General features: G+C 61.9%; 13 protein-coding genes and 1 pseudogene. 11 read left to right on the top strand and 3 right to left on the bottom strand.

The window, feature by feature from the left end; genetic code table 11:
* The first annotated feature begins 279 nt into the window (after positions 1–279).
* The 9 genes and pseudogenes from rpmH to KI794_RS16180 all read left to right on the top strand — a co-directional run bounded on the left by rpmH (position 280) and on the right by KI794_RS16180 (position 5,626).
* Positions 280–417: a 50S ribosomal protein L34 gene (rpmH, locus tag KI794_RS16220; RefSeq protein WP_119285409.1), complete on the top strand. Its 138-nt coding sequence runs from the start codon at positions 280–282 to the stop codon at positions 415–417.
* A gap of 20 nt (positions 418–437) precedes the next feature.
* Positions 438–791, top strand: a complete 354-nt coding sequence (gene rnpA, locus KI794_RS16215; protein WP_119285410.1) for a ribonuclease P protein component — start codon at positions 438–440, stop codon at positions 789–791.
* Positions 791–1,099 (top strand): membrane protein insertion efficiency factor YidD, encoded by a 309-nt coding sequence (gene yidD / locus KI794_RS16210; RefSeq protein WP_370647897.1) that lies wholly within the window; start codon positions 791–793, stop codon positions 1,097–1,099. Before rnpA ends, yidD begins: the two co-directional genes overlap by 1 nt.
* Before the next feature lie 4 nt (positions 1,100–1,103).
* Positions 1,104–2,045, top strand: coding sequence for a membrane protein insertase YidC (yidC, locus tag KI794_RS16205; RefSeq protein WP_119285412.1), 942 nt, complete (start codon positions 1,104–1,106; stop codon positions 2,043–2,045).
* Positions 2,046–2,053: 8 nt separating this feature from the next.
* Positions 2,054–2,551 carry a Jag family protein gene (locus KI794_RS16200; RefSeq protein ID WP_119285413.1) on the top strand — a complete coding sequence of 166 codons (498 nt, stop codon included), beginning with the start codon at positions 2,054–2,056 and terminating at the stop codon, positions 2,549–2,551.
* Between the two features lie 74 nt (positions 2,552–2,625).
* Positions 2,626–3,227 (top strand): annotated as a pseudogene (gene rsmG, locus KI794_RS16195) (16S rRNA (guanine(527)-N(7))-methyltransferase RsmG).
* Complete coding sequence (locus KI794_RS16190; RefSeq protein ID WP_119285415.1) at positions 3,220–4,122, top strand: ParA family protein; 903 nt, start codon at positions 3,220–3,222, stop codon at positions 4,120–4,122. Before rsmG ends, KI794_RS16190 begins: the two are co-directional and overlap by 8 nt.
* Positions 4,119–5,102, top strand: coding sequence for a ParB/RepB/Spo0J family partition protein (locus KI794_RS16185; protein ID WP_119285416.1), 984 nt, complete (start codon positions 4,119–4,121; stop codon positions 5,100–5,102). Before KI794_RS16190 ends, KI794_RS16185 begins: the two co-directional genes overlap by 4 nt.
* A 62-nt stretch (positions 5,103–5,164) precedes the next feature.
* Positions 5,165–5,626 carry an SRPBCC family protein gene (locus KI794_RS16180; RefSeq protein ID WP_119285417.1) on the top strand — a complete coding sequence of 154 codons (462 nt, stop codon included), beginning with the start codon at positions 5,165–5,167 and terminating at the stop codon, positions 5,624–5,626.
* An 84-nt stretch (positions 5,627–5,710) separates the two neighbouring features.
* On the opposite strand, the gene trxA is transcribed toward KI794_RS16180, so the two are convergent.
* Genes trxA through KI794_RS16165 form a run of 3 tightly spaced genes read right to left on the bottom strand, consistent with a single transcriptional unit; the run spans position 5,711 to position 9,332 of the window.
* The gene (gene trxA, locus KI794_RS16175) at positions 5,711–6,034 is read right to left on the bottom strand and encodes a thioredoxin (protein WP_119285418.1); all 324 of its coding nucleotides are present in this window, start codon (positions 6,032–6,034) and stop codon (positions 5,711–5,713) included.
* Positions 6,035–6,063: 29 nt separating this feature from the next.
* A complete protein-coding gene (trxB, locus tag KI794_RS16170) occupies positions 6,064–7,017 on the bottom strand; it encodes a thioredoxin-disulfide reductase (RefSeq protein WP_119285419.1) in 954 nt (317 codons plus the stop codon).
* Positions 7,018–7,076: 59 nt separating this feature from the next.
* Complete coding sequence (locus tag KI794_RS16165) at positions 7,077–9,332, bottom strand: DUF6049 family protein (protein WP_255808657.1); 2,256 nt, start codon at positions 9,330–9,332, stop codon at positions 7,077–7,079.
* A gap of 64 nt (positions 9,333–9,396) precedes the next feature.
* Here KI794_RS16165 and KI794_RS16160 point away from each other — a divergent pair, with 64 nt between their 5' ends.
* Positions 9,397–10,830: a CCA tRNA nucleotidyltransferase gene (locus tag KI794_RS16160; protein WP_119285421.1), complete on the top strand. Its 1,434-nt coding sequence runs from the start codon at positions 9,397–9,399 to the stop codon at positions 10,828–10,830.
* A 7-nt stretch (positions 10,831–10,837) separates the two neighbouring features.
* Positions 10,838–11,626: a PIG-L family deacetylase gene (locus KI794_RS16155; protein WP_255808656.1), complete on the top strand. Its 789-nt coding sequence runs from the start codon at positions 10,838–10,840 to the stop codon at positions 11,624–11,626.
* Positions 11,627–11,723 lie beyond the last annotated feature (97 nt).

Raw genomic sequence — 11,723 nt, 5'->3', positions numbered from 1 at the left:
CTACTTCTTCTTGGTGATTCACGGGTACGGCAGGGGTGAGGTTATCCACAGCTAAGTGTACCCATTGGCGCGAAATCTACGCGCTCAACCGCACATTATCCACAGGCAAGGATTGGCCTGTAAGTAACTTCCGAGATGCCAGACTTTGACGAGTCACGAATATGGGCGTAAGGTAAGTACCTTGTATGGGCAGCAGCTCGTTTCTCGCTTGCCCAAAACCGACTTTCCCTGGGTCGTAACCCTGGGGATTCATACCATAAAGTCACGGAGTCCTGAACTATGAGCAAGCGTACCTTCCAGCCCAACAACCGCCGTCGCGCAAAGGTCCACGGTTTCCGTGCACGCATGCGCACCCGTGCAGGCCGTGCGATCATCACTGCGCGCCGTGGCAAGGGCCGCGCGAAGCTTTCCGCGTAGTTTCTGGCCGCTGAGTCATCATGCCTGCTAGGCATAATCGAGTGACTCGTGGCGAGGACTATCGCCGAATTGTCAGAACAGGGAACCGCGTAGGTGGTGCATTGTGCATTACCTACGCGGTTCCTCGTTCTATCGGCGACAATCCAACGGATACCTCCGCTAGATTCGGCTTCATCATCTCGAAAGCAGTGGGAAACGCTGTGACGCGCAACCTCCTTCGGCGAAGGATGAAGTCAGTCACAGAAGAGTTCATCCGTGACGGGGTTAGCGGTGTCGACATCGTCTTCAGAGCACTGCCGAAATCTGCTTCAGCCTCGTTTGATGAGCTGAGACACGAGATGCGACGATCGGTCCGCAGGATCCAGTCCGAGTGATGAAGCGTCTCTTGCTCGAACTCTGGCTACTGCCTCGGAATGGCGCGATAGCCATCATGAAGCTGTACCGACGCGTGATTTCGCCACTCTATGGTGAAGTCTGCAGGTATTATCCATCGTGTTCCCGGTACTCTATGGAGGCGTATCAGCAGCGCGGATTCCTCACCGGACTCGCGTTGACGATCTGGCGGTTACTCCGCTGCAACCCGTTCAGCGCTGGTGGTATCGATGATGTACCTCAGCGCAGGGCCATGTACTTTGACATAAATTCAAGCGGATTCGTCCGCCCCCGCATCCGAAAGGCCTGATCCAGTGAACTTCTTTGAGACAATTCTCTGGCCACTGAGGTGGCTTGTTGAGGTCGTCCTCGTACTCTGGCATCAACTCTTCACCACTCTTGGCATGAGTGCCGAGAGCGGCCTGACGTGGGTGCTTTCGATCATCGGCCTCGTGGTCGTCGTCCGCTCTGCGCTCATCCCAGTTACCGTGCGCCAGATCAAGTCGCAGCGCAGGATGATGGACATCCAGCCTGAGATGAAGAAGATCCAGGCAAAGTACAAGGGCAAGAACGACCAGTTCTCGCGCGAGGCGATGAGTCGCGAGACCATGGCGCTCTACAAGAAGCACGGCACCAATCCGTTCTCGTCGTGCCTCCCGATCCTGATCCAGATGCCAGTCTTCTTCTCGCTCTTCTACGTGCTCCGTAAGGCATCAGAAAACACTGTCGGCATCGGCCTGATGGACCGCGAGCTCACTGACAGCTTTAACCAGGCTTCGATCTTCGGCGCTCCCCTGAAGATGAACTTTACCCAGGGCTGGGAATCTCAAAACTGGGTTGTCGTTGGCCTGCTTGGCTCCATCGTCGTCCTTATGATCGCGTCGCAGTTCTTCACACAACTGCAGATCATGTCGAAGAACGTCTCTGATGAGACCAAGAACTCGCCGATGTACCGCCAGCAGAAGATCCTGCTCTACATCATCCCGTTCGCGTTCCTGTTCTCGGGCGTCACATTCCCGCTCGCACTCAACATCTACTGGATGACCTCGAACATCTGGACGATGGCACAGCAGGGCATCGTTATCAACACCATGCCGAACCCCGGCTCCGAGGCGTGGCGTGCACGCCAGGCTCGACTCAAGGCAAAGGGTAAGCTGACTGAGGACGCACCTGAGGCAAGCAATGAGGCATCGCCGCAGCAACAAGGCCAGCGTCAGCAGCCCATCAGCGCAAAGCGCGCCAAGAAGAAGAAGTGAGGACGGCCGTGACTGAAGAGCGCGAAGTCGTGGAGACCGAGGAGCTGAGCCTCGAAACCCTCGAGGCCGACGGCGATCTCGCCGCCGACTACCTCGAAGGTCTGCTTGATATCGCAGACCTTGACGGAGATCTCGACATCACCGTGGAGAACGGCCGCGCCTACGTTTCGGTCACTGGCGGTGGTGTGAGCATCGATCGCATTGCCGCGCCTGACACCGTTCAGGCCCTGCAAGACCTGACCCGACTCGCGGTTCAGGCGAAGACAGGTCGATTCTCACGCCTCATCATCGACGTGGCCGGATCGCGGGTTGCTCGCGAAGAGCAGCTGACGGGCATGGTCGACGCGGCGATTGCGCAGATTGCGGCTGGCCGCGATGAGGTGCGTCTTGAACCGATGTCCTCCTACGAGCGTAAGCTCGTGCACGACCAGGTCGCTGAGCGCGGATACCACTCAGAGTCGCAGGGCGAAGGCAAAGGCCGGCGTCTCGTTATCCGCGCAGCCTAGATAGGTTTCACGTGAAACAGGACGACGGGGGCCAGAGCGCTCTGCTTGAGACCGAGCCTGCAGCCGCCGCTGAAATGGCTGGCAAGCAGATCGAAACGCTGCGCGCATTCGCTACCGATCTCGCCGCTCGAGGCGAGGAGCTTGGACTCATCGGTCCACTCGAGCTGCCCCGATTGTGGACGCGCCACATTCTCAACAGTGCGGTTCTCGCACCCCTCCTGCGCGAGGGCGGTCGCGTCGCCGACATCGGAACGGGCGGCGGCATGCCTGGCCTTGTCCTTGGCATCATTCGGCCGGACGTCGAAGTGTTTCTTGTTGAACCGATGGAACGTAGGTGTGTGTGTGGCTGAATGAACAGATCGAGCGCCTCGAGCTTGCGAACACCCATGTGAAGCGCGGACGGGCAGAAGAGTTCCACGGCGCGTTTGAAGCCGACCAGATCACAGCACGGGCAGTGACGGCGCTCAAGAAGCTCGTGCCACTGACAGTCCCACTCCTCCGGGAAGGGGGAGAACTGCTATTCCTCAAGGGTGCTGCGATCCATGACGAGATTGAAGCAGCCCAAAAGGTGTTGCGGCGGCACAAGGTACGCGATATTGAGGTGCTCGAACTTGGCGCAGAGCAACTCGCTGAGAGCACCCGGGTCTTCCGCGCTAAAGTAGGTACTCATGGCTGAGAAACCACTCGTCGCCGACCATCTGGAAGACAAGATCAAGCGCCGCAAGCGACTTGCGAGCACGCCGTCTCCCCTGCCCTCTGAGACTCGAATCATTACGGTCTCAAACCAAAAGGGTGGCGTCGGCAAGACGACAACAACCGTGAATCTCGCCTCTGCCCTCGCGCGGCGCGGCGCGAACGTGCTCGTCATTGATCTTGACCCGCAAGGAAACGCGTCGACGGCCCTCGGCGTCCCTCACCGCCCCGAGATTACGAGCGTGTATGAGGTTCTTCTCGGCGAAGCGTCGATTGAAGAGGCAATTCAAGTCTCGAGCGATCACGACAACCTGATGTGTGTCCCATCGACAATCAATCTTGCCGGGGCTGAGATCGAGCTCGTCTCCCTTGTCGCTCGGGAGCAGCGCCTGCGCACGGCACTCGACGCTTTTTTGAAGGGCTCAACACGCGAGTACCACTATGTCTTCATTGACTGCCCTCCCTCGCTGGGGCTCTTGACAGTGAACGCCTTCGTCGCAGGTGGAGAAGTGTTGATCCCGATCCAGTGCGAATACTACGCACTTGAGGGCCTCAGCCAGCTCCTCGGAAACATTCAGCTGATCCAGAAACACCTGAACCCTGAACTTCGGGTCTCCACGATCCTGCTCACGATGTACGACGCCCGCACGAATCTTGCTCAGGAAGTGGCGAACGAGGTACGTCAGCACTTCCCCGAGGAAGTGCTCGATGCAGTAATTCCCAGATCAGTGCGGATCTCGGAGGCACCAAGCTACGGCCAGACTGTCCACGAGTACGACAGCGGCTCCATCGGAGCCCTCGCGTATCTCGAAGCAGCTGCCGAGGTCGCCGAACGCGGCGCGCCCACGACGAATACTGACAAGGGAGACCAGGGATGACAGCGAAGAAGCGGAGTGGTCTTGGCCGCGGCATTGGCGCTCTGATTCCGCAGTCCCCCAGCGAGGGCGAGCGTCCGGTCGACGTGTTCTTCCCAGCCGCCGGTGCAGCGGCGGCGGCCGCGGCAAACGCTGAGGCAGCTGAGCAGGAGGCGGAGCTCCTCGAAGTTCCCGGAGCGGAGCTGCGTTCGCTGAGCGTCACAGATATCGTTCCGAACAAGCTTCAGCCGCGCACCGAGTTCGACGAAGAGGCACTCGAGGAACTCACTCACTCTGTGCGTGAATTCGGCGTGTTCCAGCCCATCGTTGTCCGCGAGATTTCGCCGAAGCCGCGCTCGGGCGCGAAGTATGAGCTCATCATGGGCGAGCGCCGTCTTCGCGCGTCAAAGCGTGCCGGCCGCGACACTATTCCCGCAATCGTTCGGTCGACAGCTGACGAACACATGCTGCGGGACGCGCTCCTTGAGAACCTGCACCGCGCTCAACTGAACCCACTTGAGGAAGCCTCTGCGTACCAGCAACTGTTGGCCGACTTTGGCATCACCCAAGAGCAGCTTGCCGAGCGTATCGGCCGGTCCCGCCCCCAGATCTCAAATACGATCCGACTCTTGAAGCTGCCAGAACCCGTGCAGACCCGAGTCGCTGCTGGCGTGTTGACTGCCGGGCACGCCCGCGCGATCCTCGCCCTCGACGGAAACGTTCACGCGATGCAGTCGCTGTCGGATCGCATCGTGAATGAGGGGCTCTCGGTGCGCGCAGCCGAAGCCATCGCAAGCGAGACGCCCAAGCAAAAGACGCCGAAGGCGCGTCCAGGCGCCGTGCAGGCGCAGTTGAGCGAGATCGCCGACAGGCTTGGCGATCGGTTTGACACAAGAGTGTCAGTCAAACTTGGCGCCAAGAAGGGGCAGATCGCGATCGAATTCGCGACGATCGCTGACCTCAAGCGCATTCTTGACGAACTCGGAGATCCGGGCTTTAACTAACAGGTTTCGCCGGCGAGGGTTCTCCTGAAAACTCACGCAGGTGAAGGTGTTTGACTGGGGCGATGGAAGACTCAGAACGACAGATTTCAGCGACACGGTTCATTGCTGCGTCGCCCGAGGCGCTCTTTGAGCTCATCGCCGACCCCGCAGCGCAGCCCAGATGGGACGGGAACAACAACCTCTCGAGCGCTGCCCCCGGCCAACGTGTCCGTGCGGTCGGCGACGTGTTTGTGATGACGAATATCGGTGATCGCGTGCGAGAAAACCACGTCGTAGAATTCACCGAGGGACGACTCATCGCGTGGCGGCCCTCCCCCGTCGGTGAATCGGCGCCAGGACATCTCTGGCGGTGGGAACTCGAGCCGACAACTGGTGGAACCCTGGTGCGCCACAGTTACGACTGGTCAGAGCTCACTGATCCGGCCAGATTCGAACGAGCGCGCGCGAACACGCCGGAGACGCTTCGTGCTTCGATCGACAGACTCGCTGAACTCGCCGAGGACACGGCAGCTGCCCACGACTAGGTCGAAACTACTCCCGCAGGCAACAACAAAGGAGGCCCCGGACAGCCGTTAAGCTGTCCGGGGCCTCCCCCGTTGTCACCGTGCTCAGATGATGCCGGTGAGCTCGTTCTCGATCATCTGCTTGGGCATTGCGCCGATGATCTCGTGGACCTCGCTGCCGCCTTTGAAGACCTTCATCGCGGGGATGGAGGTGATGCGGTACTGCGCGGCGAGTGCTGGGTTCTCGTCGACATTGAGCTTGGCGATGAGGATCTTGCCCTCCTGCTCCTGAGCGATCTCAGCGAGTACGGGTGCCACAGCCCGGCAGGGCCCGCACCACGCGGCCCAGAAATCGACGAGAACTGGGATCTCGCTCTGCAGCACGACCTTCTCGAAGGTCTGCTCGTCAACGTTGATTGGCTCGTTCATAGTGAAACTCCTTCTGCTCTGACTGCTGGTTAGCCTGCGACTGGTACGGCGACGCTGGCGTCTTCGACTGCAGCGAGGTACCGCTCGGCGTCAAGCGCCGCGACGGTGCCAGATGCTGCAGCCGTGATTGCCTGGCGGTAGCTCGGATCGATGACGTCACCCGCAGCGAAAACGCCAGGGACCGAAGTGAGCGATGTCCGCCCCTCGACGGCAATGGTGCCTTCGTCGGTGAGGTCGAGCTTGCCGTGCACAAGGTGTGTACGTGGATCGTTTCCGACCGCGATGAACAGTCCCTCGATGGGAAGCTCGCTGACTGAGCCGTCTACTGTGTTGCGCAGGCTGAGTCGGTCTGCCGAACCCTCGCCGTGGATTTCGGTGACCTCGGAGTTCCAGATGAACTCGATCTTCTCGTTGTCGAATGCGCGCTGCTGCATGATCTTCGACGCCTTGAGCGAATCGCGGCGGTGAATGACGTAGACCTTCTTCGCGAATCGAGTGAGGAAGGTTGCCTCCTCCATCGCTGAGTCGCCGCCGCCGACAACCGCGATTGTCTTGTCGCGGAAGAAGAATCCGTCGCAGGTTGCGCACCAGGAGACCCCGTGACCGGAGAGACGCTCCTCGCCCTCAACGCCAAGCTTGCGGTAGGCAGAACCCGTCGCGAAGATGATGGAGCGGGCTTCATGCACGGTACCGGTTGTATCGGTCACGCGCTTGATCTCGCCGGAGAAGTCGACCTCCGCAATATCGTCGTAGACGACCTCCGTGCCAAAACGCTCGGCCTGCTCCTGCATCTTCTGCATGAGATCGGGGCCCTGGATCCCCTCCGGGAAGCCGGGGAAGTTCTCGACCTCAGTCGTGTTCATGAGCTCGCCGCCCATGCTCACCTGGCTCGCGAAAAGCTGCGGCGAGAGTTCAGCTCGCGCAGCGTAGATTGCTGCAGTAAACCCGGCAGGGCCCGAGCCGATAATGATGACCTCGCGCATGATTCTCCTTATGCTGTGCCGTGTGGCTGATAGGCGGTACAACCCATCCTAAAGGCGCACTATTCCCCCGCGCTGAGTGTGCGTCGTCTGCGGATGCTTCGCCAGATCCCGAACCCGAACAGCAGTGCAGCCGCGGAGCCGAGTAGCGCGATCGCGACAGTCTCAACGGCACTGCTGATTGTCACCTCGAGCCGCCCGGTTGACGCGGTGTATTCGCCATCGGTGCTCGTTACCGAGAGCAGCAGCGCGGAGTCGCCGGATGAGACCCGACTTGTTGCCGGAACGAGCACCCGTTCGCTCGAGTCCTCGGGCAGCTGAATGTCGCGAAAGGTGCGTTCGGGAAGGCTGAGCGCAGCGGAAGTGGGTGAGACCTCGAGAGTGACAACGGCGTCGAACGGGAGGGAGTTGCGAAGCTGGATCGGGATCTTGGTTGACCCGCCGACGAGCTGCGCCCGCTTCGTCCCGACGAGCCTGACACCATCGTGGAGTTCTGCGTCGCGCTTCGCGAACTGCCTGGCGACCTCCGGGAAGTCAGCTTCAGGGGCCGAATAGCCTGTTGAGAACAACGTGAGGAGACGCATTCTCTGGTAACTGTCGAGATACTCGGGATTCACGAGAGTGGCGCGCGCTTCGAGCACGCTGGCCTCGTTGTCGACAGCCTCGGCAAGCAGCTCCACCCTCTCTTCGGTTGGAGCCTGAGCCCTCAGCGTTGCGGTGCCCTCGCTCTGAGCGGTGTGCGCGATTGACTTGACCCACCGCTGGGTCGTGAGGTCTGCGAGCACACGTTCGGGGTGTTCGTGTGCCGCAGAGCCGCCCCGGTCGACACCGAGGACAATCCCCTTCACCTCTGAATCAGCTGCGAGCGTCAGGCGCGCAGCTGCCTGGGCCGCGCCAAGCGCCCGCTCGGCATCGGTCGCACCCGCAAGCGCGAGCTGAACACCGGCGTCAAGCTCGGCGTCGGTGACGAGCGCACTCCCACCTTCCCCGAGGCCAGCCCGTGGTCCGCCAGTCAGAGCGACGTTATCTGAGCGCAGAACTGTGAAATCGATCCCTGAGCTGCGCAGCAGATTCAAGGTGCCGGAGCCGACCTGGCCCGGGCCTGGCCAAGCACCTGCGAGACCAGTCGACCATTCGGCAAGCGCCTCGTCAGACGGAGCCTCGGCGCTCTCGTCGGGGCTGTCTGGCTCTCCCTCGCCCTCCGCGTCCTCTACGCTCGGTGTCGCCGCAGGATTCGCAGCTGCGTCGCTGTTCGTTACATCGGGCGCGCCATCAGGGTTCGCTGCATCGACAGTGGGCTCCCACGCGCCGAAGCGCGTGACGAACTCGAAGCCTTCGGGCTGGAGCAGCTCAGTGGCACCAAGGGCCGACTGCGCAGCAGGATCCGCATCGCCGAATTGCAGCATGAATGTCGACAGCGAGGTCGACTCGAGCCGCGCGACAAGATCTCGAGCAGGCTGCGGTGCCTCAGTTCCGTAAGCGCGGACTGCGGCGACGTACCGCGGGTCGATCGCGAGCACGGCCTGCGTGCGCGTCGCGAAATCGACGAGCGCATCGAGGCGAGGCGTTTCGCTGGCGAGCTGGGCCCGCGTCGGCAGTGACTGCACTTTCGTGGACAGAGTGAGTGGAACAACCGACGTCAGGTCGACCGCGGCGTCTGCCTGGTGCGGGCCGCTCCACACAATCGGGGAAAATGCAGACAGGCTCGCAGCCGACCCCGAATCGCTCGCGCGGTATGTCGCGTAGACGGGATAGACGCCATGCCCCGTTGAAGTGAATGAGGGAATATCTGTGAGCGAAACTGTGACCGTCGCGGTCTGCTCCTTTCCGCCGGCGATCGCGTCGATCGCGGCGGTCGCGAGCACCGTGCGCTGCGGGGCTGCGCGTTCGGCGTCGGCGTCGGGGCCTTGCCCCTTTGCGTCGCCGGCCCCGTCTACCGCGCTCGCCTCCGAGTCGAGCGGCGGCGCATCCGCAGTCGCAGCGAGCTCCTCAGGGCGAGGGATCGCCGAGCTCCCGGTCAGGCGGTCACCGATGGCTAACTCCACTGACCCCTCAGGGACGCTCAGCTCGCCCGAGTTTTGCAGCAGCACGGTGAACTTGACCTCGGTCGCGGTGCTCTCAACGATCGGTGTTTCTGGTGCGACGATGAGCCGCAGCTCTGGTTGCTCGACCTCATCACTGTCGACAGCCCCGCCCCCGGGCGGGGTTTCTGCCGCGCGTTCAACGACCGCGGCAAGGGCGGCGGGAGTGCCGCCAGCGAGCAGTGCGGCAACGATCAACGCAGCCGCTACTGCCCTCGGTCGCCGGAGAAGTCGCATGAGTGTAAGTGTAGAGATGTCTGGGCACCGGTACCCTGAGTGGGTGCTTTCTCTTGCCGAATCAATGATCGAACTTCGCCGAATCGCCGAGTCGCGGCCCGTTGCCACCCTTGCGACGGCGTTCGCGGAGGCCGGGTTTGAATTCGCGCTGGTTGGCGGTCCAGTGCGCGACGCGATGTTAGGTCGCCGCGTTACAGACCTCGACTTCACGACTTCGGCGCGACCGGAGCAGACGCGTGCGATCTTGGAGACGCTTACCAACAACATCTGGGACATCGGCCGAGACTTTGGCACGATTGCTGCGCAGATCTTCGGCGAACAGGTGGAGATCACCACCTATCGTGCCGAGACCTACCGCGACGACTCGCGCAAGCCCGAGGTGAGCTTCGGCGACTCCATTGATGGCGACCTTGTTCGACGCGACTTTACAATCAACGCGCTTGCCCTCATGCTTCCTGAGCTTCGGCTTGTCGATGTGTCGGGCGGTGTCGAGGACCTCGTGGCCGGACGCATCGTCACCCCTGCCTCGGCGGAAGCATCGTTCACCGACGATCCGCTCCGAATGCTGCGTGCGGCGAGGTTTGCCTCGCAGCTTGGGTTCGAGGTTGCCGAAGAGACCGAAGCCGCGATGGTGCGGTTTGCTGACAGGCTCGACATCATCTCCGCGGAGCGGGTGCGCGATGAATTCACGAAGCTCCTGCTCACCACCGATCCGGTTCCTGGCATCCGGCTCCTTGTTGACACGGGGCTCGCCGAGCGGTTCCTGCCCGAGCTTGTCGCTCTCGTCACGACGCAGGACGACCATGGCAGGCACAAAGACGTGTATGAGCACAGCTTGACGGTGCTGACTCAGGCCATTGAGCTCGAGCACTCTCGGCACGCGGGTGACTCAGGTCAACCGTTTGTGCCTGACCTCGTTGTGCGTCTCGCAGCGCTGTTGCACGACATCGGCAAGCCAGCGACGAGGCGATTTGAGCACGGCGGTGTCACTTTTCACCACCACGACATTGTCGGCGCGAAGCTGACACGCAAACGCCTGCGTGAGCTGCGTTTCGATAACACGACGATCAAGCGGGTGGCGCGGCTCGTGGAACTTCACCTTCGATTCTTCGGCTACAGCGATCAGCAGTGGACCGACTCGGCGGTGCGCCGCTACGTCAGGGACGCGGGCGGAGAACTCGAACAGCTGCACATCCTCACCCGCGCGGATGTGACGACGCGTAACCGGCGCAAGGCCGAGCGTCTTGAACATGCGTACGACGACATTGAACGTCGTATCGCGGCGCTTGCCGAAGAGGAGCAGCTCGCCGCCGTGCGCCCGGAGCTTGATGGCGCCGCGATCATGCGACTGCTCGAGATTCCGCCTGGCCCCCTCGTGGGCCGCGCGTACTCTTTCCTCCTTGAACTCCGCCTCGACGAGGGGGTCATCGGGGAGGAAGCTGCGGCAGAGAGACTTCTGTCTTGGTATCGGGAACAGACCGAGGGCGCAGAGAGTTAGGGCTAGCGTGACTACAGATCCTGCACAGTGGTTTTCGGGCGCGACACGCGTGATGTTCGTGCACGCTCATCCCGACGACGAGACGATTACGACTGGCGGCACGCTCGCCGCGCTGTCTGAAGCCGGGCGCGAGCCACTCGTTGTCACGCTCACCAGGGGCGAGCGCGGCGAAGTTGTTGACGGCCCACTCGCCCACCTGGCAGGGACAGACGGCCTCGCCCCGCACAGGCAAGCCGAGCTTTCTGCCGCGCTCGCGATGCTCGGGGTCGAACGTCATGCGTTTCTTGGAGTTGCGCCGGCGCGGGCCGAGGGGCTCCAGCCGACGATCTACGAGGATTCAGGGATGGAGTGGCTTGCCTCCGGGCAAGCCGGGCCCAGCGCCGACGCAACCGTTGACGCGCTCACGGTTGTGCCTGCGGTCGAGTCTTTGAACGACCTCTTCGCCGCGGCGAACGAGGCCGGTGCAGGGGCGATTGTGAGCTACGACGACGGGGGTGGCTACGGTCATCCGGACCACGTCCATGCGCACCGGATCGCGCGCGCCGTCGCGATCGCGCTTGATCTTCCGTTCTGGGAGATCGTGACTGACATTGACACGGTCGACGAGCCCGATACTGGGACCGACGGAGGAACAACCGAGGCACACGACGTGGCGCCGTGGCTTGGGAGAAAAGTCGTCGCGCTGCGGGCGTACGCGACTCAGCTGACGGTCGAAGGCGACGAGATCGTCCATGTTGGCGGGCAGCGCCAGGCGATCTCGCCTGTTGAAGCATTCCGGCTCCGACATCCCGGGTAGCCATGTTCGCCGTTCGCGGCGCAGGATGAACGCCCAGCCTGGGCGATTACACTAGACGGTTGGGCCTATTGGCCGCCGGAGAGAGAAATATGGGGTT

Source organism: Leucobacter aridicollis, assembly GCF_024399335.1.
Classification (GTDB): Bacteria; Actinomycetota; Actinomycetes; order Actinomycetales; family Microbacteriaceae; genus Leucobacter; species Leucobacter aridicollis_A.
Note: the sequence above shows the minus strand (reverse complement) of the source record. Positions and strands in the feature narration are given on the sequence as shown.

Excerpts from the sequence above, each read along its gene's own strand:
- KI794_RS16185 (WP_119285416.1), top strand. The coding sequence starts at position 4,119 with ATGACAGCGAAGAAGCGGAGTGGTCTTGGCCGCGGCATTGGCGCTCTG.
- KI794_RS16160 (WP_119285421.1), top strand. The coding sequence starts at position 9,397 with ATGATCGAACTTCGCCGAATCGCCGAGTCGCGGCCCGTTGCCACCCTT.
- rpmH (WP_119285409.1), top strand. The coding sequence starts at position 280 with ATGAGCAAGCGTACCTTCCAGCCCAACAACCGCCGTCGCGCAAAGGTC.
- yidD (WP_370647897.1), top strand. The coding sequence starts at position 791 with ATGAAGCGTCTCTTGCTCGAACTCTGGCTACTGCCTCGGAATGGCGCG.
- KI794_RS16165 (WP_255808657.1), bottom strand. The coding sequence starts at position 9,332 with ATGCGACTTCTCCGGCGACCGAGGGCAGTAGCGGCTGCGTTGATCGTT.
- trxB (WP_119285419.1), bottom strand. The coding sequence starts at position 7,017 with ATGCGCGAGGTCATCATTATCGGCTCGGGCCCTGCCGGGTTTACTGCA.
- KI794_RS16190 (WP_119285415.1), top strand. The coding sequence starts at position 3,220 with ATGGCTGAGAAACCACTCGTCGCCGACCATCTGGAAGACAAGATCAAG.
- trxA (WP_119285418.1), bottom strand. The coding sequence starts at position 6,034 with ATGAACGAGCCAATCAACGTTGACGAGCAGACCTTCGAGAAGGTCGTG.
- rnpA (WP_119285410.1), top strand. The coding sequence starts at position 438 with ATGCCTGCTAGGCATAATCGAGTGACTCGTGGCGAGGACTATCGCCGA.
- KI794_RS16180 (WP_119285417.1), top strand. The coding sequence starts at position 5,165 with ATGGAAGACTCAGAACGACAGATTTCAGCGACACGGTTCATTGCTGCG.